At 58.6% G+C, this 21,882-nt stretch carries 22 protein-coding genes; 15 read left to right on the forward strand and 7 right to left on the reverse strand.

Translation table 11 applies throughout. The features are described 5' to 3' along the window. Window positions 1-55 precede the first annotated feature (55 nt). Window positions 56-1,144 carry an aminopeptidase gene (locus CKW16_RS00135; protein ID WP_095126744.1) on the forward strand — a complete coding sequence of 363 codons (1,089 nt, stop codon included), beginning with the start codon at window positions 56-58 and terminating at the stop codon, window positions 1,142-1,144. A gap of 38 nt (window positions 1,145-1,182) precedes the next feature. Here the strand turns inward: CKW16_RS00135 and CKW16_RS00140 are convergent, their stop codons facing one another. The 3 genes from CKW16_RS00140 to CKW16_RS00150 form a co-directional block, all read right to left on the reverse strand. Beyond that, window positions 1,183-1,641, reverse strand: a complete 459-nt coding sequence (locus CKW16_RS00140; RefSeq protein WP_095126745.1) for a transposase — start codon at window positions 1,639-1,641, stop codon at window positions 1,183-1,185. A gap of 194 nt (window positions 1,642-1,835) precedes the next feature. Beyond that, entirely contained in the window at window positions 1,836-2,486 is a 651-nt protein-coding gene (locus CKW16_RS00145) for an HAD family hydrolase (protein ID WP_095126746.1), read from the reverse strand. 26 nt (window positions 2,487-2,512) lie between these two features. Continuing rightward, a complete protein-coding gene (locus CKW16_RS00150) occupies window positions 2,513-3,058 on the reverse strand; it encodes a gamma carbonic anhydrase family protein (RefSeq protein WP_095126747.1) in 546 nt (181 codons plus the stop codon). A 62-nt stretch (window positions 3,059-3,120) separates the two neighbouring features. On the opposite strand from CKW16_RS00150, the gene prlC reads away from it, so the two are divergent. Then, a complete protein-coding gene (prlC, locus tag CKW16_RS00155; RefSeq protein WP_176471498.1) occupies window positions 3,121-5,199 on the forward strand; it encodes an oligopeptidase A in 2,079 nt (692 codons plus the stop codon). Further along, on the forward strand, window positions 5,196-5,483 hold the full coding sequence (locus CKW16_RS00160) for a YheV family putative zinc ribbon protein (RefSeq protein ID WP_095126748.1): 288 nt from the start codon (window positions 5,196-5,198) through the stop codon (window positions 5,481-5,483). The genes prlC and CKW16_RS00160 overlap by 4 nt, the downstream gene beginning before the upstream one ends. A 173-nt stretch (window positions 5,484-5,656) precedes the next feature. Here the strand turns inward: CKW16_RS00160 and CKW16_RS00165 are convergent, their stop codons facing one another. Beyond that, window positions 5,657-6,301 carry a tyrosine-protein phosphatase gene (locus tag CKW16_RS00165; RefSeq protein ID WP_095126749.1) on the reverse strand — a complete coding sequence of 215 codons (645 nt, stop codon included), beginning with the start codon at window positions 6,299-6,301 and terminating at the stop codon, window positions 5,657-5,659. A gap of 300 nt (window positions 6,302-6,601) precedes the next feature. Here CKW16_RS00165 and CKW16_RS00170 point away from each other — a divergent pair, with 300 nt between their 5' ends. From CKW16_RS00170 to CKW16_RS00180, 3 genes are read left to right on the forward strand one after another with little or no spacing between them, the layout of a single operon-like run. Continuing rightward, window positions 6,602-7,342, forward strand: a complete 741-nt coding sequence (locus CKW16_RS00170; protein WP_095126750.1) for a gluconate 2-dehydrogenase subunit 3 family protein — start codon at window positions 6,602-6,604, stop codon at window positions 7,340-7,342. 2 nt (window positions 7,343-7,344) lie between these two features. Then, window positions 7,345-9,129: a GMC family oxidoreductase gene (locus CKW16_RS00175; RefSeq protein WP_095126751.1), complete on the forward strand. Its 1,785-nt coding sequence runs from the start codon at window positions 7,345-7,347 to the stop codon at window positions 9,127-9,129. 12 nt (window positions 9,130-9,141) lie between these two features. Then, the gene (locus CKW16_RS00180) at window positions 9,142-10,443 is read left to right on the forward strand and encodes a cytochrome c (protein WP_095126752.1); all 1,302 of its coding nucleotides are present in this window, start codon (window positions 9,142-9,144) and stop codon (window positions 10,441-10,443) included. Window positions 10,444-10,545: 102 nt separating this feature from the next. Here CKW16_RS00180 and CKW16_RS00185 read toward each other — a convergent pair whose 3' ends face one another. Next, window positions 10,546-10,851: a hypothetical protein gene (locus tag CKW16_RS00185; RefSeq protein WP_095126753.1), complete on the reverse strand. Its 306-nt coding sequence runs from the start codon at window positions 10,849-10,851 to the stop codon at window positions 10,546-10,548. A 230-nt stretch (window positions 10,852-11,081) separates the two neighbouring features. Here CKW16_RS00185 and CKW16_RS00190 point away from each other — a divergent pair, with 230 nt between their 5' ends. The 3 genes from CKW16_RS00190 (at window position 11,082) to CKW16_RS00200 (ending at window position 14,732) form a co-directional block, all read left to right on the forward strand. After that, window positions 11,082-12,140, forward strand: coding sequence for a PA0069 family radical SAM protein (locus CKW16_RS00190; protein WP_095126754.1), 1,059 nt, complete (start codon window positions 11,082-11,084; stop codon window positions 12,138-12,140). Window positions 12,141-12,383: 243 nt separating this feature from the next. Further along, a complete protein-coding gene (locus CKW16_RS00195; RefSeq protein ID WP_033059830.1) occupies window positions 12,384-13,115 on the forward strand; it encodes a carbonic anhydrase in 732 nt (243 codons plus the stop codon). 90 nt (window positions 13,116-13,205) lie between these two features. Continuing rightward, window positions 13,206-14,732 carry a SulP family inorganic anion transporter gene (locus tag CKW16_RS00200; protein WP_095126755.1) on the forward strand — a complete coding sequence of 509 codons (1,527 nt, stop codon included), beginning with the start codon at window positions 13,206-13,208 and terminating at the stop codon, window positions 14,730-14,732. 120 nt (window positions 14,733-14,852) lie between these two features. Here CKW16_RS00200 and CKW16_RS00205 read toward each other — a convergent pair whose 3' ends face one another. Continuing rightward, the gene (locus CKW16_RS00205) at window positions 14,853-15,503 is read right to left on the reverse strand and encodes a hypothetical protein (protein WP_046044861.1); all 651 of its coding nucleotides are present in this window, start codon (window positions 15,501-15,503) and stop codon (window positions 14,853-14,855) included. Between the two features lie 370 nt (window positions 15,504-15,873). On the opposite strand from CKW16_RS00205, the gene coxB reads away from it, so the two are divergent. The 4 genes from coxB (at window position 15,874) to CKW16_RS00225 (ending at window position 20,281) form a co-directional block, all read left to right on the forward strand. Continuing rightward, window positions 15,874-17,001, forward strand: coding sequence for a cytochrome c oxidase subunit II (coxB, locus tag CKW16_RS00210; RefSeq protein ID WP_095126756.1), 1,128 nt, complete (start codon window positions 15,874-15,876; stop codon window positions 16,999-17,001). A gap of 82 nt (window positions 17,002-17,083) precedes the next feature. Next, entirely contained in the window at window positions 17,084-18,676 is a 1,593-nt protein-coding gene (gene ctaD / locus CKW16_RS00215) for a cytochrome c oxidase subunit I (RefSeq protein WP_095126757.1), read from the forward strand. A gap of 126 nt (window positions 18,677-18,802) precedes the next feature. Then, entirely contained in the window at window positions 18,803-19,360 is a 558-nt protein-coding gene (locus CKW16_RS00220) for a cytochrome c oxidase assembly protein (protein ID WP_008152475.1), read from the forward strand. A gap of 33 nt (window positions 19,361-19,393) precedes the next feature. Then, on the forward strand, window positions 19,394-20,281 hold the full coding sequence (locus CKW16_RS00225; protein ID WP_095126758.1) for a cytochrome c oxidase subunit 3: 888 nt from the start codon (window positions 19,394-19,396) through the stop codon (window positions 20,279-20,281). Window positions 20,282-20,299: 18 nt separating this feature from the next. Here CKW16_RS00225 and CKW16_RS00230 read toward each other — a convergent pair whose 3' ends face one another. Continuing rightward, a complete protein-coding gene (locus CKW16_RS00230; protein ID WP_095126759.1) occupies window positions 20,300-20,503 on the reverse strand; it encodes a twin transmembrane helix small protein in 204 nt (67 codons plus the stop codon). Window positions 20,504-20,573: 70 nt separating this feature from the next. Between CKW16_RS00230 and CKW16_RS00235 the strand changes: the two genes are divergently transcribed. Further along, on the forward strand, window positions 20,574-21,314 hold the full coding sequence (locus CKW16_RS00235; protein ID WP_095126760.1) for an SURF1 family protein: 741 nt from the start codon (window positions 20,574-20,576) through the stop codon (window positions 21,312-21,314). Beyond that, the gene (locus CKW16_RS00240) at window positions 21,280-21,873 is read left to right on the forward strand and encodes a hypothetical protein (RefSeq protein ID WP_095127244.1); all 594 of its coding nucleotides are present in this window, start codon (window positions 21,280-21,282) and stop codon (window positions 21,871-21,873) included. Before CKW16_RS00235 ends, CKW16_RS00240 begins: the two co-directional genes overlap by 35 nt. Window positions 21,874-21,882 lie beyond the last annotated feature (9 nt).

The raw sequence follows: 21,882 nt of genomic DNA on the forward strand, positions 1-21,882 counted from the left end.
GAGCTCCAGTCAGGCGGGATAGTCTTGCGGGCAGACTCTCCAAGGATGATTCATTTTGATCAGGCCGCTTCCAAGCCTTGGGTTACTTGATCGCGTTTTACGCATTTTGTTTCCGGGTGTGTTGTTTTTGTTTCTCAACGGTTGCGCCGGCGTCAGCTATTACGGCCAATTGGCCAGTGGTCAGCTGCAATTGCTGCGGGCACGCGAGCCGGTTTCCACAGTGATTGCCGATCCCGGTCGCGATCAGCTATTGCGTGCGCACCTGACTCAATCGCAAAAGGCCCGTACGTTCGCCAGCCAACAGCTGCGGCTACCGGATAACCAGAGTTACCGTTTGTACGCCGACATTGGCCGGCCGTTCGTAGTCTGGAACGTGTTTGCCACGCCGGAATTTTCCCTGACACCCCAGAACCATTGCTTCCCGATCGCCGGTTGCGTCGCCTATCGCGGTTATTACAGTCAGAGCGCGGCCCGCGGTGAAGCTGCGTTGCTACGATTGCAAGGTATGGACGTATCGATCGGTGGCGTCGAGGCTTATTCGACGCTCGGCTGGTTCAACGATCCGATTATCAGTTCGATGGTGGCCTGGGGTGACGAACGATTGGCCACGCTGATCTTCCATGAACTGGCGCATCAACGTGTTTATGTGAAGGACGACACCGAGTTCAATGAGTCTTTCGCCACCTTCGTCGAACAGGAAGGCACCCGCCAATGGCGTGCATTCCGCGGCTTGCCACCGGACAGCGGCGCGCAGGTGCAGCAACGGGACCAGTTCATTCAATTGGTTCTGGATACCCGAACGCGACTTGAACGGCTGTACACCCTGCCCCTGCCCGCCGACCAGATGCGCCAGCGCAAAGCCGACGAGTTCGAACGATTGCGGGGTGAATACCGGCAGCTGCGCGACAGCCAATGGGCTGGGGAAAAACGCTATGACGCGTGGATCAATGCGCCGATGAACAATGCCCGGCTGTTGCCATTTGGGCTGTACGACCAATGGGTGCCGGCGTTTGCGGCGTTGTTCAGGCAGGTAGGTGGGGATTGGGTGAAGTTTTATGCGGCAGTCGAGAAGCTCGGCGCGTTGCCGGTGGGTGAGCGCAAGGCGGCGTTGAAAGCATTAGCAGATAAGATTTCCGTCAACTGAACTGCCGCCACCGCGGGCAAGTAGTCGCTAGCGTTGGCTCACAACCAAATAGCATCCCACAACGGATAATCCCCAACCCTCTCGACCAATCCCGCTCGCAATGGATTGGCGACGATGTATCGAGCAACTGCCTGTAGGTCTTCTTCTTTGCGAATGGCGCGATCATGGAATCCTGGCTGCCAAATCGGACCTTCTCTCTGAAGCGCCCGGTTTAATGTGACCGTTGTGCGTGATTTCGTGCGGGCCATCAGGGTCGGCAAGGGAATGTTTTGAAGTTCGATAAGCCAATGAAAATGATCAGGCATGACAACCCAGGCCAATGAGTTGGCGAATTGCTCTTGTTGCGCCTTTTGAAATGCATCGACTACTAATCGACCCGTTTGAAAACTGGAAAAAACAGGCTGACGGTTTCGGACGACGGCTGTCAGCAAGTAGATTTGCCCCTCCTCCGAGTAACGTCCTGAACGTAGTCGGTGGGCATGATGCTGGCTTGGCATTGATGATCCTCCTTGATCCAACTTCTTTTTGAGGCTAGATCACGGAGCAAAGTTTGAGTCGCAACAGTTACTCAGGATGTGTCCGGAAGAACGCCATCGCGGGCAAGCCTTGCTCCTACAGATTCTCGTCAAGTCGCAATGGTGGGCACGACACGCCCCCGTAGGAGCAAAGCTTGCTCGCGATGGCGGTTTAATTAACGCTGCAAAAACGCCTGATGCATCTCTTCCAGCGTCTCGAAGAGCCAGGCCGGTGCTTCAGCGCTCAACTCTTCCCGACTGCCAAACCCGTAACCCACCGCCGCCGCATCCAGCCCGTTACTGCGCGCACCGATCAGATCGTGCTTACGGTCGCCGATCATCAGGGTGTTGGCCGGGTCCAGGCCTTCTTCGGCCATCAAGTGGGCGATCAGCTCGACTTTGTTGGTCCGGGTTCCATCCAGTTCGCTGCCGTAGATCACTTTGAAGTGCTTGGCGAAGTCGAAGTGCCGGGCAATTTCCCGGGCGAAAATCCACGGTTTTGACGTCGCGATGTACAGCTGTCGCCCTTGCCCGCCGAGGGTTTCCAGCAATGGTGTGACGCCGTCGAATACGCGGTTCTCGTACAGGCCGGTGACCTTGAAGCGTTCGCGGTAGAAGTTCACCGCTTCCCAGGCCTTGGGCTCGTCGAAGTCGTAGAACTGCATGAACGCCTGCAACAACGGCGGACCGATGAAGTGTTCAAGTTTGGTCAGGTCGGGTTCATCGATGCCCAGTTTGCTCAAGGCGAACTGGATCGAACGGGTGATGCCCTCGCGTGGATCGGTCAGGGTGCCATCGAGGTCGAACAATACGGTTTGGTAATGCATGTTGAATCCTGAATAAGGGCGCAGGGTCAGAGCTGGTCGTAGCCTTCGGCCAGATGCAAATTCTTGAGCTTCACGTAGTTCGCCGCGCTGTAGGTGAAAAAGGCTTTTTCCTTGTCAGTCAGTGGCCGGACCTGTTTCACCGGGCTTCCCACATAAAGGAAGCCGCTTTCAAGGCGTTTGCCCGGGGGCACCAGGCTGCCAGCACCGATAATCACGTCGTCCTCGACCACCGCGCCGTCCATGACGATGCTGCCCATGCCGATCAGAATCCGATTGCCTACGGAGCAGCCGTGGAGCATGACTTTATGCGCGATGGTCACATCGTCGCCAATCAGCAACGGAAAGCCATCGGGATTGAACGGCCCGTCATGGGTGATGTGCAGCACACAGCCGTCCTGCACGCTGGTGCGCGCACCAACGCGGATGCGGTGCATGTCGCCACGAATCACCGTCAGCGGCCAGACCGAGCTGTCTTCGCCGATTTCAACGTCGCCGATCACCACCGCCGAACCGTCGACAAAGGCGCCTTTACCCAGTAGCGGCGTGTGGTTCTGATACTTGCGAAGGGTCACGATAGGCTCTCTCTCTTTTGCTGATAGCTGCGGTGAGCGTCGATTGTAATTAAGATGGCGCAATGTTTCTTCCAGCCAAGGTGCCAACCGTGAGCGTGAACAACCCTCTTTTGCAGTCCTACGACCTGCCGCCGTTCTCGGCGATCCGTGCCGAACACGTACAACCGGCCATCGAACAGATCCTGGCTGACAACCGCGCCGCCATTATCGAGATCCTCAAAACCCAGGGCAAACAACCGACCTGGGCCGGCCTGGTGCTGGCGATGGACGAACTGAATGATCGCCTGGGCGCGGCCTGGAGCCCGGTCAGCCACCTGAATGCCGTGTGCAACAGCGCCGAATTGCGCGAAGCCTACGAGTCCTGCCTGCCGGCCTTGAGCGCCTACGCCACCGAATTGGGCCAGAACCGCGAGTTGTTCGAGGCGTTCGAAGCGCTGGCTAACAGCCCCGAAGCTGCCGGTTTTGATGTGGCGCAGAAAACTATCCTGGAACACTCCCTACGTGACTTCCGTCTGTCGGGTATCGACCTGCCGGAAGCCGAACAAAAGCGATACGCCGAAGTGCAGAGCAAATTGTCGGAGCTGGGCAGCCGCTTCTCCAACCAGCTGCTCGATGCCACCCAGGCCTGGACCAAGCACGTCACTGACGAAGCTACACTCGCAGGCCTGACCGATTCGGCCAAGGCGCAAATGGCCGCGGCTGCACAGGCCAAAGGTCTGGAAGGCTTCCTGATCACCCTGGAATTCCCAAGCTACTACGCGGTGATGACCTACGCCCACGACCGCGCCCTGCGCGAAGAAGTCTACGCCGCCTACTGCACCCGTGCGTCGGACCAAGGCCCGAATTCCGGTCAGAACGATAACGGCCCGGTCATGGAAGAAATCCTCGACCTGCGTCAGGAGCTTGCAAAACTCTTGGGCTTCGCCAGCTTCTCGGAGCTGAGCCTGGCCACCAAAATGGCCGAATCGAGCGATCAGGTGCTGAGTTTCCTGCGCGATCTGGCCAAGCGCAGCAAGCCATTCGCCGCCCAGGATCTGGAACAGCTCAAGGCGTACGCCGCCGAACAAGGCTGCCCGGACCTGCAAAGCTGGGACAGCGGTTTCTACGGTGAAAAGCTTCGCGAGCAGCGCTACAGCGTGGCCCAGGAAGCCCTTCGCGCTTACTTCCCGATCGATAAAGTGCTGGGCGGTCTATTCGCTATCGTTCAGCGCCTGTACGGCATCGAAATCACCGAACTGAAAGGCTTCGACACCTGGCACCCGGATGTTCGCCTGTTCGAAATCAAGGAAAACGGCCAGCACGTCGGCCGCTTCTTCTTCGACCTCTACGCCCGCGCCAACAAGCGTGGCGGTGCCTGGATGGACGGCGCCCGCGACCGTCGCCGCACGATCAGCGGCGTATTGCAAAGTCCGGTGGCGAACCTGGTGTGCAACTTCACCCCGGCCGACAGCGGCAAACCGGCCCTGTTGACCCACGACGAAGTGACCACCCTGTTCCACGAATTCGGTCACGGCCTGCATCACCTGTTGACCCGCGTTGAACACGCCGGCGTATCCGGCATCAACGGCGTGGCCTGGGATGCGGTCGAGCTGCCAAGCCAGTTCATGGAGAACTGGTGCTGGGAGCCGGAAGGTCTGGCGCTGATCTCCGGTCACTACGAAACCGGCGAACCGCTGCCTCAGGACCTGCTGGAAAAAATGCTCGCGGCGAAGAACTTCCAGTCCGGCCTGATGATGGTTCGTCAGCTGGAGTTCTCGCTATTCGACTTCGACCTGCACGCCACCCACGGTGACGGCCGTAGCGTGGCGCAGGTACTTGAAGGTGTGCGCGACGAGGTGTCAGTCATGCGTCCACCCGCCTACAACCGCTTCCCTAACAGCTTTGCGCACATCTTCGCCGGCGGTTATGCGGCGGGCTACTACAGCTACAAGTGGGCTGAAGTGCTGTCGGCGGATGCCTTCTCGAAGTTCGAAGAAGAAGGCGTGCTCAACGCCGAGACCGGCCGCGCGTTCCGCGAAGCGATCCTGGCACGCGGTGGTTCCCAGGAGCCGATGGTGCTGTTCGTCGACTTCCGCGGACGCCCGCCGTCGATTGACGCACTCTTGCGCCACAGCGGCCTGAGTGAGGTCGCAGCAGCATGAGCGAGGGGCCTGTGAAGACGAAAAAGCGCTTTATCGCCGGGGCGGTCTGCCCGGCATGCAGCGAGCCGGACAAGTTGATGATGTGGAACGAAGACGAAGTCCCGCACCGCGAGTGCGTGGCCTGCGGTTATTCCGACACGCTGAATGAACAAGGCCTTTCGGTACCCAAGGAATTGGGCACGCGGGTCAACATTTCGGCACTGAAGGTGCCGGACGCCAAGGTTCAGGCCGTGCAGTTTTTCCCGAACCCGAAGCTGAAGAAAAAGCCTGACGAGCAACACTGAGTCAACGCCACCTTCCACTCCTGAACGGATTGGAAGGTGGTATCTATCTACCACCTTTCCCCTGCGCTTCCTTTATAGGCTGACCACATTCAGCCTCTACTCAAGGAAGACGCCATGCCCGATACCAATCCGCTTTTGCAGGCCCAGAGGCCGTTGCCCGCTGACACAACGGTTTACTCGACATGGGCCGATTTGAACCAGCTCTTCATCGAACAACTGGCGAATGGGCTCGTGCTGCAATCGCCGTTGGCCAGCGCGGTGCGGAGCTTGTCGACATCGACCTGCATCATGTAGCGGACGCCGTCCTTGAAATGAGTGCTGTCACCAAAACCGCCCTGGGTCATTTCGTTCAGGGCGTCTTCCTTGCTCCAGCCCTGCACCACGACCCGGTACATGGCCGCCATCAGGCCCGTGCGGTCCGAACCATGTTTACAGTGCATCAGCACCGGCCCCTCGGCTTCGGCAGTCTGGATCGTACGAAGGGCTTTGAGTACATCCGCGTCATCCACATGGTTGGTGCGATAGGGCAGCTGTACTTGTGCGATACCTGGCGCGGATAACCAGCTTGAATCCGACTCTGGGAGGAAAGTGATAACGGTACCGACCTTGAGTTTTTCCAGTAACGGCACGGCGCCTCTGTCGGGCAATGCACTGCGATAGAGCGTCGGGGACATTTTGAAGAGGTTGTATTGCACCTCGACCGATTGAGCCCACTCCGCAGGTCGGGGCAACGCACTGTCGTCGGCAAGGGCCAGCGGCAGGTTCAAAAGTGCGGCCAGCGACAGACAAATCGCCGGGATACAACGCGGTAGAGACATGCTCGGGGTGACCGTTCAGGAAGAATCGGGAAGATGACGCCCAGCTTCATCCCCGAGCGGTCAAAGGCCTGTGACCCCTCTGTCAAAGAATCGTGAATCGGCCGATCGCTTTCATTGCAAAACCGAGGTTTTTTAGCTGAATCGGTTCATCTTTATGCTTAGCCTGCTACCATTTGTTTCTCCATATTACCGATGCGCCCTATTGCTCCCCCGCTTGGTGGCGATCTGCATCGGTGCCAAAACGAAAAGTCGTCCTGCGAGACGGCTGAAAAACCGCTATGCCTGATGAGGTGCCACCCTATGTCCGATCAAGATCGAGACAACCCGCGGCGTGAGTTTTTGCGCAAAACCCTGACCTTGATCCCGGTGGTCACCGTTGCCAGCACCGGTCTGGGCAGCACGGTCCTGATGGGCGCGCCCGAAGCAGCCCCGGCCAGTTCCGGCAAAGCGCCGGTCAGCACCAGCACCTATGAACCCAGCTACTTCACCGCCGAAGAATGGACGTTCATCCAGGCGGCTGTCGCCCAGCTGATTCCAAGCGATGCCCAAGGGCCAGGCGCTCTGGAAGCCGGTGTGCCCGAATACATCGACCGCCAGATGAACACGCCTTACGCGGCCGGTGCGCTGTGGTTCATGCAGGGACCGTTCAACGCAGACGCTGCTCCGGAAATGGGCTGGCAGAGCAAACTGGTGCCCAAAGAGATTTATCGCCTGGGCATCGCCGCCACGGATGCTTGGTCGAAAGCGTTCAACGGTAAAGTATTTGCTGAGCAAGACAGCGCTACCCGAGACGATTTGCTCAAGCAACTCGAGGCCGGAAAACCTCAGTTCGACAGTGTTCCAGCGAAGATTTTCTTCAACCTGCTGCTGCAAAACACCAAAGAAGGGTTCTTCTGCGACCCGATTCACGGCGGCAATAAAGGCATGGTCGGCTGGACCATGATCGGCTTCCCCGGCGCCCGCGCCGATTTCATGGATTGGGTGGAACGCAACGAGCAATACCCCTTCCCGGCAGTTTCGATTCGCGGCGAGAGGGCGTAAGCATGGCAACGGTAATGAAGAAGGTCGACGCAGTGATCGTCGGTTTTGGCTGGACGGGCGCGATCATGGCGAAGGAGCTGACAGAAGCCGGCCTGAATGTGCTGGCGCTGGAGCGCGGGCCGATGCAGGACACTTACCCCGACGGCAACTATCCACAGGTGATCGACGAACTCACCTACAGCGTGCGGAAAAAACTCTTCCAGGACATTTCCAAAGAGACCGTGACCATTCGCCATAGCGTGAATGACATCGCGCTACCGAACCGCCAACTGGGCGCCTTCCTGCCCGGCAATGGTGTCGGCGGCGCCGGTTTGCACTGGTCCGGCGTGCACTTTCGGGTCGACCCGATCGAGTTGCGCATGCGCAGCCACTACGAAGAACGCTACGGCAAAAGCTTCATCCCCAAGGACATGACCATTCAGGACTTCGGCGTCAGCTATGAAGAGCTGGAACCGTTTTTCGATTACGCCGAGAAGGTCTTTGGCACTTCGGGTCAGGCGTGGACGGTGAAGGGTCAGTTGGTCGGCGAAGGCAAGGGCGGCAACCCGTACGCGCCGGATCGTTCGAATCATTTCCCGCTGGAATCGCAGAAGAACACTGTTTCCGCACAGCTGTTTCAGAAAGCGGCCACCGCAGTGGGTTACAAACCCTACAACCTGCCCTCGGCCAATACGTCAGGCCCCTACACCAACCCCTACGGCGCTCAGATGGGCCCGTGCAACTTCTGCGGTTTTTGCAGCGGCTATGTCTGCTACATGTATTCCAAGGCATCGCCGAACGTAAACATTCTGCCGGCGCTCAAACCGCTGCCCAATTTCGAGTTGCGGCCCAACTCCCACGTACTGCGGGTCAATCTCGACAGCACCAAGAGCAAGGCGACAGGCGTGACCTACATCGACGGCCAGGGCCGGGAGGTCGAGCAGCCGGCAGACCTGGTGATCCTCGGTGCCTTCCAGTTCCACAATGTGCGGCTGATGTTGCTTTCGGGTATCGGCAAACCGTACGACCCGATCAGCGGCGAAGGCGTGGTCGGCAAAAACTTCGCCTACCAGAACATGGCCACCATCAAGGCCTACTTCGACAAAGACACCCACACCAATAACTTTATCGGTGCCGGCGGTAACGGCGTGGCGGTGGATGACTTCAACGCCGACAACTTCGATCACGGCCCCCATGGTTTCGTCGGCGGCTCGCCGATGTGGGTCAACCAGGCAGGCAGCCGACCGATCGCTGGCACATCCAACCCGCCGGGCACCCCGGCCTGGGGCAGTGCCTGGAAACGTGCCACCGCCGATTACTACACCCATCAAGTGTCGATGGATGCCCACGGCGCGCATCAATCCTACCGCGGCAACTACCTCGATCTAGACCCGGTGTACCGCGATGCCTACGGCTTGCCGCTATTGCGGATGACCTTCGACTGGCAGGAAAACGACATCAAGATGAACCGCTTCATGGTCGAGAAAATGGGCAAGATCGCCGAAGCGATGAGCCCCAAGGCCATCGCCGTACTGGGCAAGAAGGTTGGCGATCACTTCAACACCGCGTCTTACCAGACCACCCACCTTAACGGTGGCGCGATCATGGGCACCGACCCGAAAACCAGCGCTCTGAACCGTTACTTGCAGAGCTGGGACGTACACAACGTTTTCGTCCCCGGAGCGTCAGCTTTCCCACAAGGTCTGGGCTACAACCCTACCGGCCTGGTGGCAGCTTTGACCTACTGGTCGGCCCGGGCGATCCGCGAGCAGTACCTGAAAAACCCCGGCCCGCTGGTTCAGGCTTAAGGAGCGATGACCATGAAAGCACTTGTTATCGCGACCCTGGCGCTGCTCGGTTGTGGCTCGATCAACGCCGCTGAAATCGATCAAAACCTGATCAAACAAGGCGAGTACCTCGCCCGAGCGGGTGACTGCGTGGCTTGCCATACCGCCAAGGACGGCAAGCCGTTCGCCGGCGGCCTGCCGATGGAAACGCCGATCGGGACGATCTACTCCACCAATATCACTCCGGATAAAACCGGGCTGGGCGACTACAGCTTTGAGGATTTCGACAAAGCAGTCCGGCATGGTGTCGCCAAAAACGGTAGTACCTTGTACCCGGCCATGCCGTATCCGTCCTACGCCAGTGTCAACGAAACCGACATGAACGCCTTGTACGCCTACTTCATGCACGGCGTAGCTCCGGTGGCTCAAGAGAACAAGGACAGCGACATTCCGTGGCCCTTGAGCATGCGCTGGCCGCTGACTGGCTGGCGCTGGATGTTTGCCCCGGCCGTGGCGGACTACAAAGCGGCACTCGGCGAAGATGCCGTGGTCAGCCGTGGGGCTTATCTGGTCGAGGGCTTGGGACATTGCGGTGCGTGCCATACGCCGCGTGCCCTGACCATGCAGGAAAAAGCCCTGAGTGCCGGCGAAGGCAGTGCATTTCTGTCAGGCAGTGCGCCACTGGAAGGCTGGATCGCGAAAAGTCTGCGCGGCGATCACAAAGACGGCCTGGGCAGCTGGAGCGAAGAACAACTGGTGCAGTTCCTCAAGACCGGTCGCAGCGATCGTAGCGCGGTGTTTGGTGGCATGAGTGATGTGGTGACGCACAGCATGCAGTACATGACCGACAACGATCTGACCGCGATTGCCCGTTACCTCAAGTCCTTGCCGGCGAATGATCCCGACGATCAGCCGCACCAGTACGACAAACAGGTCGCACAGGCGCTGTGGAACGGGGACGACAGCAAGCCTGGCGCTTCGGTGTACATCGATAACTGCGCGGCCTGTCACCGTACCGATGGCCATGGCTACACCAAAGTGTTCCCGGCGCTGGCGGGCAACCCGGTGTTGCAGTCGGAGGATCCGACGTCGCTGATTCACATCGTGCTCAAGGGCGGTACGCTGCCGGCGACTCACACGGCCCCTTCGACCTTTACCATGCCGGGATTCGCCTGGCGCTTGTCGGATCAGGAAGTGGCGGATGTGGTGAGTTTCATTGCCACTAGTTGGGGAAACAAAGGTGCCACTGTTAAAGCCAGTGATGTAATGGCGTTAAGGGAAGACGAAATGAAAACGACTTCAAATGATGACATTGGCCAAGCGACGACTCATTAAATAAAATAAAAAAGCGGCATGGAAACTCCATACCGCTTTTTTAGGCTTAGTTACAACCTAACGTGCACTCAATATTTACCGACTGCATGCGTTCAATCGCGATTACGGATTAACGATCTTCGAATAGGCACTCGCCAAGGCCAGCAGAACGGCCTTGTCTTGTGCGTCGATGTCACCATCACCGTCCACATCAGCATGGGCGGCCCCCATGGTGAACGTCATGCCGCCATCGTTCGATACGGCCTCGCGGGTGCTCGAGTCCAGCAGAGCGTAAGTGACAGCGCGGTTTTCCGAATCGTAACCCTCTTCCTTTAGTGCAAACTGCATGGAAACCCTAACTTCTTTTGGACTAACAATAGACGCTCGCATCAGCTGCAAAAAAACACCACGATGATTGTAATTCGACATTAATTAATTCCATTTAATAGTTAAACACGACAACTTCGTGCGCAACAGATATTACTAATAGCTCTTATAACTATGCCAGGTGTTATATGTATCTCATGGTGACGAACGCTTTAACCAATCGATAGAAATACAAAGAACCAGGTTTTTTGTAATTAACAGGCGCCGAACGGCACTGGCCGAATTTGTCGAGGCCCTATACTGTATGAACATACAGCCAAAGGACCTTGTCGATGCCTACCCCCCTGCCACCTCGCGGCCGCGGCACCGCCACCAACCCGCACAACCGTTTCGCGCCGAATCGCTCGGTGGCCGAGGATGACGGCTGGTATCAGGAAGCGCCGATCACCCAAGGCACCGAGGTGCGCATCGAAACGGCGAAAACCATCATCACTCGCAACAACTCGCCGGACTTGCCCTTCGATCGTTCGATCAATCCCTATCGCGGCTGCGAGCATGGCTGCATCTATTGCTACGCGCGGCCCAGCCACGCTTATTGGGACATGTCGCCAGGGCTGGATTTCGAAACCAAGCTGATCGCCAAGACCAACGCAGCCGATGTGCTGGAAGAACAACTGTCCAAGCGCGACTATCAATGCGCGCCGATCAATCTGGGCTCCAATACGGATCCTTATCAGCCGATCGAGCGCGAGCACAAAATCACCCGCAAAACCCTCGAAGTCCTGCTGCGTTATCGTCACCCGGTGACCATCATTACCAAGGGCTCGCTGATTCTTCGGGATCTGGACTTGCTGGTCGAACTCGCCGAGCAAAGGCTGGTGGCGGTGATGATCAGCCTTACCACCCTGGACGACGAGCTCAAACGCATCCTCGAGCCGCGCGCCGCGGCACCCAAGGCTCGGTTGCGGGCGATCCGCGTGATGCGTGAAGCGGGAATTCCGGTGGGCGTTCTGTGCTCGCCGATGATTCCGATGATCAACGACAGCGAACTCGAAAGCCTGCTCACCGAAGCGCATGCCGCGGGGGCGCAAAGTGCGGCCTACATGATGCTGCGCCTGCCACTGGAAGTTGCACCGCTGTTCGAAGAATGGCTGGCGGCCCACTATCCTCAGCGTGCCGCTCATGTGTTGAGCCTGATTCGTCAGAGCCGTGGTGGCGAGCTCTACGACAGTCGCTTTGGTGCCCGGATGCGCGGCGAAGGACCGTTTGCCGATCTGCTGGCGCAGCGCTTTGCCAAAACCATCAAACGTCTGGGTCTCAATCGTCGGGAAGGTTTCAATCTGGACTGCGAAGCCTTCTGTCCGCCGGGTCGCCAGATGTCGTTGATTTGAGGACAATTGACCTATTGTTGGGTAGTGTGAAATGCACTTTGCCACTACGCCGGTCACACTTTTTGTAACCTGGAACACACGTTCTAGAGCGGTTTATTCAGTTTGAGTTAAGTTTCGGCCGCTACCTTGTTCATCGAGTGACTGACGGGTCTAGATACTCGGCCTGGATGTTTTTTAAACAGCCACTGGCTTCACACCGGACAAAACGGGAAAATTCCCTGACTCCGCCAAAGAGGATGAATCATGAGTGACAAGGATAAACAGCCGTTGGCTGCGTCGGCTTCAGCCCAACCCGAGGCGGAAACCGCCGATGCAGCGCTGCAGCATATTGTTGACGGCTTTTTGCATTTTCATCACGAAGTTTTTCCACAGCAGGAAGAACTCTTCAAAAAACTCGCCACGGCCCAGAGCCCCAGAGCGATGTTCATCGCCTGCGCCGATTCGCGCATCGTTCCTGAGCTGATCACCCAAAGCGCCCCCGGCGACCTGTTCGTCACCCGTAACGTCGGCAACGTTGTGCCGCCTTATGGGCAAATGAACGGCGGTGTTTCCACGGCGATCGAATACGCCGTTCTGGCCCTCGGTGTGCAACACATCATCATCTGCGGGCACTCTGACTGTGGCGCGATGCGCGCAGTGCTCAACCCGCAAAGCCTGGAAAAAATGCCGACGGTCAAAGCCTGGTTGCGTCATGCCGAAGTGGCAAAAACCATGGTCCAGGAAAACTGCCATTGCGCTGACGAAAACGAAAGCATGCACGTCCTCACCGAGGAGAATGTGATCGCCCAGCTGCAACATTTGCGCACGCACCCGTCGGTTGCCTCGCGCATGGCCAATGGTCAGCTGTTTATCCATGGTTGGATCTACAACATCGAAACCAGCGAAATCAGAGCTTACGACGCGGACAAGGGTTGTTTCCTGCCGCTCGATGGCAGCCATCCGATTCCGGTGGCGACGCCTAAAGCGCGCTTCTAAATCTTCCTAAATTATTGTGTGGTTTAGTCGAGGCTGCTGATCAAGCAGCCCGGCTTCGCCACGCCTGAAGAAAACTTCGGGAGAGTCACCATGCGTGCTGCTCAACTTAAAGCTGTTCTGCCACGGGAGCTGCTGGCGTCCGTGGTTGTGTTTCTCGTCGCCCTGCCCTTGTGCATGGGCATCGCCATCGCCTCGGGGCTGCCGCCGTCCAAAGGCTTGATCACCGGGATCATCGGTGGCCTGGTGGTGGGCTGGATTGCCGGTTCGCCACTGCAAGTCAGCGGCCCGGCGGCCGGTTTGGCTGTTCTGGTGTTCGAATTGGTACGCCAGCACGGCATCGACATGCTCGGACCAATCCTGCTGCTGGCCGGTTTTCTGCAACTGGTGGCCGGGCGTTTGAAGCTGGGCTGCTGGTTTCGGGTGACGGCGCCGGCGGTGGTGTACGGCATGCTCGCCGGGATTGGCGTGCTGATCGTGTTGTCACAGGTGCATGTGATGCTCGACGCCGTGCCCAAGCCTTCCGGGCTGGATAACCTGGCAGCCTTCCCGGCTGCCGTCGTGCAGGCCTTGCCCTCCTTCGGTTGGCAAGCCGGTTTGCTCGGGCTGTCGACGATTGCGGTGATGTGGTTGTGGGAGAAATTCCGCCCCCATTCCCTGCGCTTCATTCCTGGCGCACTGCTGGGTGTAGGCCTGGCGACCGTTGCCAGCCTGGTGCTCGCCTTGCAGGTCAAACGAGTGGAAGTCCCGGCCAACCTGGCGGAAGCCATCGACTGGCTGAAACCCGCAGATTTACTCAACCTCGCTGACCCGACGCTGCTCATTGCCGCATTTGCCGTGGCGTTTATCGCCAGCGCCGAAACCCTGCTTTCGGCCGCCGCGGTGGACCGCATGCACAGTGGCCAGCGCTCGGACTTCGACCGGGAATTGTCGGCTCAAGGCGTCGGCAACATGCTCTGCGGTCTGCTCGGCGCACTGCCAATGACCGGCGTGATCGTGCGCAGTTCGGCCAACGTCCAGGCCGGCGCCACCACGCGACTGTCGACGATCTTCCACGGCCTGTGGTTGCTGGCTTTCGTGTTGCTGCTGTCCAGCGTGCTGCAAAGCATCCCGGTGGCGAGCCTGGCGGGCGTTCTGGTTTACACCGGCTTCAAACTGGTCGACCTCAAGGCCTTCCGCGGTCTGGGCCGTTATGGCCGGATGCCGATGTTCACCTACGCGGCGACTGCCCTGGCAATCGTCTTCACCGACCTGCTGACCGGTGTGCTGATCGGCTTCGGCCTGACCCTGGCCAAACTGGCCTGGAAGGCTTCGCGGCTGAAAATCAGCCTGATCGATCTGCCCAAGGACGGAGAAATGGAGCTGCGATTGACAGGTGCAGCGACCTTTCTCAAAGTGCCGGCGCTGACCCAGGTGCTGGGGACCATTCCGGCAGGCGCGACGGTGCATGTGCCGCTCAATAACCTGAGCTACATCGATCACTCGTGTCTGGAGTTGCTGGAGGAATGGGGTCGGGCCAATGCGGCCAAGGGATCAAAACTGTTGATTGAAGCGCGGGGGTTGAAGCGCAGGTTGGAGGGGCGATTACGGACCACGACGGGTGTCGGTTCCACCGCTTGAATCACCTTGTAGGAGCCGAGCTTGCTCGCGATGACGGATTTACATTCGACATTGACGTCGACTGATACACCGCATCGCGAGCAAGCTCAGCTCCTACAGGGGATTGTGTTGATCAATGGATCAAGCCGCTGGCTGATCCAGTTCCAGGCCCACGCCTAACCGACGCGACATGCACGGCCAGCGCTTCCACGCAGCGCCAGTGTCCGGGCTGCTTAGCTTTCCACGGTAGGCTTCCACCGACTCCAGCGCGAAGCTTTCGTCGTCGAGCATCTCGTCCACGGCGTGATGTACAGCCTCATCCAGTTGGTTGGCGAACTCCTCACCGATCAGTTGGTGGGCAATCAGGTTGGCGACAGTCATGTCCAAGGGGATCAGTGGCTGGCCAAAATGCTTGATGTACAGGTCATTGACCTCTTCGACAAAACGGTGCGCCAGATAGGCTTCGTCCAGCAGGCTGTCGAGCCCGATGTGTCCAGCCATTATCGTCGGCGGCTGGAGGAAGTACTGTTCGGCAATTTTCAGCACCGGTTTGATCTGTGACTCGATACCCGCTTCCCTGGCAACTTCATTGGCTGCATCCAGCAGATCAGGAACTTCATCGATGTAGGCGGCGACAAAACGCGTCAGCACACCATTGGCGTCCGCTTCCGGCAATTGGATGGATGGGTGTAGATGAGGCAGTTTGCTTTCCAGCTGACGAGTCAGCAGGCCGGTCTCGGCTTCGTGTTGTTGGGCTTTTTGGATCTGCTCGCGCAATGCGGCGGTGTTCATGAAAACTCCAGGAAACAAAGGCAATGAAATAGGGAAGACATAACTTAGCTGGCATACGAAAAATGCTAAGACGCATTTGTCATAATTATTTCATCCTTGAGACATCAAAGTTATATCGGTTTGCCACCACTCGTCTGCATCCTTCTCCATTCGAGCCCTGGAACGCAAGTCCCACCTGTTTCAGATGATTTACGCCCTCACATTGCGAGGTGGCAGTCGCTGTCTATACTCGGGTGGGAATGGAGTTAGCTGATGCGCCCGACTGCACACGCAGCAAGGCTTGGCGATTCAAGTTCGTAGTCTGAAAAAGCCGCTCCCTTGCCGCAGGTGAAAGCCGGCGGGATAAAAAGAACGATAAGGGGAACCCGCAATGATGCGACATCCACACGTCTGGATGGGCCTCCTGTTGTGGTCGATTTTCAGTCAGGCACAAGCGGCCTGGACTGTGAATATGGCGCCGGGAGCGACTGAAATCAGTCACGCAGTATTTGACCTGCACATGACCATTTTCTGGATCTGTGTAGTGATCGGCATCATCGTCTTCGGCGCCATGTTCTGGTCGATGATTCTCCACCGCCGCTCGACCGGGCAGGTGGCCGCAAAATTTCATGAAAGCACCACCGTTGAAATCCTCTGGACCATCGTGCCCTTCCTGATCCTGGTGGCCATGGCGGTTCCCGCGACTGCAACCCTGATCAAGATGTACGACGCCAGTGAGCCGGATATCGATATCCAGGTCACCGGCTATCAGTGGAAGTGGCACTACAAATACCTGGGCCAGGATGTCGAGTTCTTCAGCAACCTGACCACGCCCGCCGATCAGATCCACAACAAGGAAGCCAAGAGCGAGCACTACTTGCTTGAGGTCGATAAGCCTTTGGTGCTGCCGATCGGCGCCAAGGTGCGCTTCCTGGTGACTTCCGCCGACGTCATCCACTCCTGGTGGGTGCCGGCCTTTGCGGTCAAGCGCGATGCGATTCCGGGGTTCGTCAACGAAGCCTGGACCCGCGTCGACAAGCCCGGTCTCTACCGCGGTCAATGCGCCGAATTGTGCGGCAAGGACCACGGCTTCATGCCGATCGTGGTCGAGGTCAAGGAAAAGGCCGATTACGAAAAATGGCTGGCCGAGCGCAAGGCTGAAGCCCTGCAGCTCAAAGAGCTGACCAGTAAGGAATGGACCCTCGACGAGCTCAAAGAGCGCGGCGACAAGGTCTATCACACCACCTGCGTCGCCTGTCACCAGGCCGAAGGTCAGGGCCTGCCGCCGATGTTCCCGGCGCTCAAGGGCTCGAAAATCGCTACCGGACCGATCAAGGATCACTTGGGCATTGTCTTCCACGGCAAACCCGGTACCTCCATGGCGGCGTTCGGCAAGCAACTCTCGGAAGTCGATATCGCAGCGGTCGTGACCTACGAACGTAACGCCTGGGGCAACAACAAGGGCGACATGGTCACCCCTAAAGAAGTGCTGGAGCTGAAACAGGCGGAAAGCAAATGACCCGGTCTATTGCGCACGTAAGGAACCCGTCGGGGCATCGCGCCCCGGCCTGCCCAGCCCATCTGTTTGCAGGAGACAGGACATGACTGCTGTCGTCGATGACCATGTTCATACCGGCACCGCCCACGCCCACGGCCCCGCCAAAGGCCTGATGCGCTGGGTGCTGACCACCAACCACAAGGATATCGGCACGCTGTACCTGTGGTTCGCGTTCTCCATGTTCTTGCTCGGCGGCTCGTTCGCGATGGTGATTCGTGCCGAGTTGTTCCAGCCGGGACTGCAAATCGTCCAGCCGGAGTTCTTCAACCAGATGACCACCATGCACGGTCTGGTGATGGTCTTCGGTGCGGTGATGCCGGCGTTCGTCGGCCTCGCCAACTGGATGATCCCGTTGATGATCGGCGCGCCGGACATGGCCCTGCCACGGATGAACAACTTCAGCTTCTGGCTATTGCCGGCGGCGTTCATCCTGCTGGTATCGACCCTGTTCACCCCCAGCGGCGGTCCGAACTTCGGCTGGACGTTCTACGCCCCGCTGTCGACGACCTATGCGCCGGAAAGCGTGACGTTCTTCATCTTCGCCATCCACTTGATGGGGATCAGTTCGATCATGGGTGCGATCAACGTGATCGCCACCATCCTCAACCTGCGCGCCCCCGGCATGACGCTGATGAAAATGCCGCTGTTCGTCTGGACCTGGCTGATTACCGCGTTCCTGCTGATTGCGGTGATGCCGGTACTGGCCGGGTGCGTGACGATGATGCTGATGGACATCCACTTCGGCACCAGCTTCTTCAGTGCCGCCGGTGGCGGTGACCCGGTGTTGTTCCAGCACGTGTTCTGGTTCTTCGGTCACCCCGAGGTGTACATCATGATCCTGCCGGCCTTCGGTGCCGTCAGCTCGATCATTCCCGCGTTCTCACGCAAGCCGCTGTTTGGCTACACCTCGATGGTCTATGCGACGGCGAGTATCGCGTTCCTGTCGTTCATCGTCTGGGCGCACCACATGTTCGTGGTCGGCATTCCGCTGGTGGGCGAGTTGTTCTTCATGTACGCCACGTTGCTGATCGCGGTGCCGACCGGAGTGAAGGTGTTCAACTGGGCCAGTACCATGTGGCAAGGCTCGCTGACCTTCGAGACACCGATGCTGTTTGCCGTAGCGTTCGTGATCCTGTTTTCCATCGGCGGTTTCTCCGGGTTGATGCTGGCCATCGCCCCGGCAGACTTCCAGTACCAGGACACCTACTTTGTGGTCGCGCACTTCCACTATGTGCTGGTGCCGGGGGCGATCTTCGGGATCTTCGCCTCGGCCTACTACTGGCTGCCGAAATGGACCGGCCACATGTACGACGAAACCCTCGGCAAGCTGCACTTCTGGCTGTCGTTCATCGGCATGAACCTGGCGTTCTTCCCGATGCACTTTGTGGGGCTGGCGGGCATGCCGCGACGGATTCCCGACTACAACCTGCAATTCGCCGACTTCAACATGGTGTCGTCGATCGGCGCGTTCATGTTCGGCGCCACGCAGATCTTCTTCCTGTTCATCGTGATCAAGACCATTCGTGGCGGCGAGCCGGCACCGGCCAAACCGTGGGATGGGGCCGAAGGCCTGGAATGGAGCATCCCGTCACCGGCGCCGTATCACACCTTCACCACGCCGCCGGAAGTGAAATGAACGCGCAACCCTATGTGGGAGCGGGCTTGCTCGCGAAGAACGATAACGCGGTTGATCTGACGGACCGCGGCGTCTGCTTCGCGAGCAAGCCCGCTCCCACAGGGTTCTCGGTGGGGGTTGGAAATCATGGCTGATTCGATTTCGTTGAAGAAACTGGTCACGCGCCTGCTGCTGGTGGTGGTGGCGATGTTTGTCTTCGGGTTTGCCCTGGTGCCGATCTACGACGTGATGTGCAAGGCGTTCGGCATCAACGGCAAGACCGGCGGGCAGTACGAGGGCGAGCAAACGGTCGACACCTCGCGGCAGGTTCGCGTGCAGTTTCTGTCGACCAATTCCGCCGACATGTCCTGGGACTTCTATCCCAAGAGCGATGAGCTGACGGCTAATCCGGGGGCGGTGAACGAGATGATTTTCATCGCCCATAACCCGACCGATCGCCCGATGAGCGCCCAGGCGGTTCCGAGCATCGCGCCCAGCGCCGCGGCGGCGTACTTCCACAAAACCGAATGTTTCTGCTTTACCCAGCAAGTGCTGCAGCCCGGTCAACGGATCGAGATGCCGGTACGTTTCATCGTTGACCGTGACATGCCCAAGGATGTGAAGCACCTGACGCTTTCCTACACGCTGTTCGATATCACCGCACGTCATCCACCCGCGGCTGTTGCTGCAAACACCGGTGGCTAGGCGTTAAAGCGTGCCCGATAAGGAGAACAATAAATGGCAACTCATGAACATTATTACGTTCCGGCACAGAGCAAATGGCCGATCATTGCCACGGTCGGTATGTTCGTCACCGTGCTCGGCCTGGCCACCTGGTTCAACGACCTGAAGGCGGCGCGGCCGGAGTCCCACGGCCCGCTGATCTTTTTCGTCGGTAGCCTGCTGCTGGCCTACATGCTGTTCGGCTGGTTCGGTACGGTGATCAAGGAAAGCCGCCAGGGGTTGTACAGCGCACAGATGGATCGCTCGTTCCGCTGGGGCATGAGCTGGTTCATCTTCTCGGAGGTGATGTTCTTCATCGCGTTCTTCGGCGCACTGTTTTATGTGAGAAACATTTCCGGCCCGGCGCTCGGGGGTGAAGGGGCCAAAGGCCTCGCTCATATGCTCTGGCCTAATTTCGAGTTCGTCTGGCCGTTGCTGAACAACCCTGATTCGAAACTGTTTCCGCCGCCCAAGGATGTCATCAGCCCGTGGGGCCTGCCGCTGCTCAATACCGTGCTGCTGGTGAGTTCCAGCGTCACCGTGACCATCGCCCACCACGCCTTGAAAAAGGGCCATCGCGGCGCACTGAAAATCTGGCTGGCGCTGACCGTACTGCTCGGTTGCGCGTTCCTCGGCTTCCAGGCCGAAGAGTACATCCACGCTTACAAGGAACTGGGCCTGACCCTGGGTTCCGGGATCTACGGCGCGACCTTCTTCATGCTCACCGGCTTCCACGGCGCCCACGTGACCATGGGCACCATCATCCTGTTTGTAATGCTGATGCGGATCATGCGCGGGCATTTCGATGCCGATCACCAATTCGGATTTGAGGCCGCGAGCTGGTACTGGCACTTCGTGGACGTGGTGTGGATCGGGCTTTTCGTTTTCGTCTACGTGCTCTGAGGCTCTTGACTTAAAGAGCTACCAAGGCACGTGCGACACCAACTGGCCGCTGAAAAAACCCCAGGCAATCAAGCCGAGGGTAATGGCGGCCAGCGCAACACGAACACTCAAGGCAATGACGAGGCGGTTCGAGCGGCTGTCGTCCTTGACCAGAAAAAACAGGCCGCTGAACAGGCTGACAACCGTGGCAATCAGCATCAGGACGATGGCTGCTTTGAGCATGGTGAGACTCCGGGGGAAAGGCGATGCACTTGAGTATAGCTATCGCGACTACCGACTTTCTGGCGACGCCATGAAGCGTTTCCGGCCGGGCATCGTGCCGACCCTGGTGGTCGCGGTGTTGTTGCCCATGCTGGTGTCACTCGGGTTCTGGCAAATGAGCCGGGGCGCAGAGAAAAGCGCGCTGCTGCAAAGCTACACCGAGCGCCGTGCCGCTGAACCGATGGCCAGCACCGAGCTGCAACCCACCGCAGATCCGGCCTTCCGCCGGGTACACCTGCACGGCCAGTTCGATGCCGCACACAGCCTGTTGCTGGATAACCGTCAGCGCGACGGCAAGGTTGGCGTCGAACTGCTGCAACCGTTTCAGGATCAGGCGACCGGGCTCTGGCTGCTGGTCAATCGCGGCTGGCTGCCGTGGCCGGATCGCCGCACCCCACCGCAATTCACCACACCGACTCAGTCCTTGAGCCTCGTTGCCTGGGTCTACGTCTCCCCCGGCGCCACCTTCCAATTGCACGCCGACCCGAACACCACGACCTGGCCACAACTGATCACCGCGGTCGAGCCGGTCAAGCTCTGGACGACGCTGGATCGCGAAGGTTTTGCCTACGAATTACGCGCAGAAAGCGGTCCCGCGACTTACCAGGCTGATTGGCCGGTAGTCGCCATGGGACCGGAAAAACACCTGGCTTATGCCGTGCAGTGGTTCGCTATGTCGATCGCCCTGTTCGGCCTCTATCTCTATCTCGGCTGGCACAACGCAAAGGAGAAACACCATGGGAGCGGCCATGAATCCACCCAGCATGTCTGAGGCGAAAACGCCGGCGAGTCGGCGCAAGGGTCGCTTGCAATTGCTGCTGATCCTGCTTGGGGTGATCGGTCCGATGATCCTCGCCACCGGCATGTACAAATTGCAGTTCTGGGTGCCAGAAGGTCGCAGTTACCACGGCGAACTGATCGGCAACGGCCAGACCCGCGCCGACCTCGGCGTGCAGGCGCAGGAGGATCGTTGGCAGATACTGGTGACCGCGCCCAAGGATTGCTCGGTGGACTGCCAGCAACTGGTGTACCTGGCGCGGCAGATCCAGATCGGCCTCGGCCGTGATGCCGGGCGCGCCAGTCATGCCTTGGCCGCGGCACAACCGCTGAGCAGTGAATACGACGCCAAGCTGACGCGCGAGTATCCTCAATTACAACGTTATCCACTGAATTTGACCGACTTCCATAAGACCGCCGGCGACCAGTCAGTGCCACAGCTGTGGATCATCGACCCTCACGGCAATCTGGTGCTGCGCTACGACCCGACGGTGAAGGGTAAGGATCTGCTCAACGACCTGCGCCATTTGCTGAAACTGTCGAACATCGGATAAGGGCATCGT

Origin of the sequence: Pseudomonas sp. Irchel s3h14 (genome assembly GCF_900187425.1) — a bacterium.
GTDB lineage: Bacteria > Pseudomonadota > Gammaproteobacteria > Pseudomonadales > Pseudomonadaceae > Aquipseudomonas.

What these genes read in the sequence shown, in the direction of transcription:
- CKW16_RS00140 (WP_095126745.1), bottom strand. Translation starts at nt 1,641, where the DNA reads ATGCCAAGCCAGCATCATGCCCACCGACTACGTTCAGGACGTTACTCG.
- CKW16_RS00145 (WP_095126746.1), bottom strand. Translation starts at nt 2,486, where the DNA reads ATGCATTACCAAACCGTATTGTTCGACCTCGATGGCACCCTGACCGAT.
- prlC (WP_176471498.1), top strand. Translation starts at nt 3,121, where the DNA reads ATGTTTCTTCCAGCCAAGGTGCCAACCGTGAGCGTGAACAACCCTCTT.
- CKW16_RS00160 (WP_095126748.1), top strand. Translation starts at nt 5,196, where the DNA reads ATGAGCGAGGGGCCTGTGAAGACGAAAAAGCGCTTTATCGCCGGGGCG.
- CKW16_RS00165 (WP_095126749.1), bottom strand. Translation starts at nt 6,301, where the DNA reads ATGTCTCTACCGCGTTGTATCCCGGCGATTTGTCTGTCGCTGGCCGCA.
- CKW16_RS00170 (WP_095126750.1), top strand. Translation starts at nt 6,602, where the DNA reads ATGTCCGATCAAGATCGAGACAACCCGCGGCGTGAGTTTTTGCGCAAA.
- CKW16_RS00175 (WP_095126751.1), top strand. Translation starts at nt 7,345, where the DNA reads ATGGCAACGGTAATGAAGAAGGTCGACGCAGTGATCGTCGGTTTTGGC.
- CKW16_RS00180 (WP_095126752.1), top strand. Translation starts at nt 9,142, where the DNA reads ATGAAAGCACTTGTTATCGCGACCCTGGCGCTGCTCGGTTGTGGCTCG.
- CKW16_RS00185 (WP_095126753.1), bottom strand. Translation starts at nt 10,851, where the DNA reads ATGTCGAATTACAATCATCGTGGTGTTTTTTTGCAGCTGATGCGAGCG.
- CKW16_RS00190 (WP_095126754.1), top strand. Translation starts at nt 11,082, where the DNA reads ATGCCTACCCCCCTGCCACCTCGCGGCCGCGGCACCGCCACCAACCCG.
- CKW16_RS00195 (WP_033059830.1), top strand. Translation starts at nt 12,384, where the DNA reads ATGAGTGACAAGGATAAACAGCCGTTGGCTGCGTCGGCTTCAGCCCAA.
- CKW16_RS00200 (WP_095126755.1), top strand. Translation starts at nt 13,206, where the DNA reads ATGCGTGCTGCTCAACTTAAAGCTGTTCTGCCACGGGAGCTGCTGGCG.
- CKW16_RS00205 (WP_046044861.1), bottom strand. Translation starts at nt 15,503, where the DNA reads ATGAACACCGCCGCATTGCGCGAGCAGATCCAAAAAGCCCAACAACAC.
- coxB (WP_095126756.1), top strand. Translation starts at nt 15,874, where the DNA reads ATGATGCGACATCCACACGTCTGGATGGGCCTCCTGTTGTGGTCGATT.
- ctaD (WP_095126757.1), top strand. Translation starts at nt 17,084, where the DNA reads ATGACTGCTGTCGTCGATGACCATGTTCATACCGGCACCGCCCACGCC.
- CKW16_RS00220 (WP_008152475.1), top strand. Translation starts at nt 18,803, where the DNA reads ATGGCTGATTCGATTTCGTTGAAGAAACTGGTCACGCGCCTGCTGCTG.
- CKW16_RS00225 (WP_095126758.1), top strand. Translation starts at nt 19,394, where the DNA reads ATGGCAACTCATGAACATTATTACGTTCCGGCACAGAGCAAATGGCCG.
- CKW16_RS00230 (WP_095126759.1), bottom strand. Translation starts at nt 20,503, where the DNA reads ATGCTCAAAGCAGCCATCGTCCTGATGCTGATTGCCACGGTTGTCAGC.
- CKW16_RS00235 (WP_095126760.1), top strand. Translation starts at nt 20,574, where the DNA reads ATGAAGCGTTTCCGGCCGGGCATCGTGCCGACCCTGGTGGTCGCGGTG.
- CKW16_RS00240 (WP_095127244.1), top strand. Translation starts at nt 21,280, where the DNA reads ATGGGAGCGGCCATGAATCCACCCAGCATGTCTGAGGCGAAAACGCCG.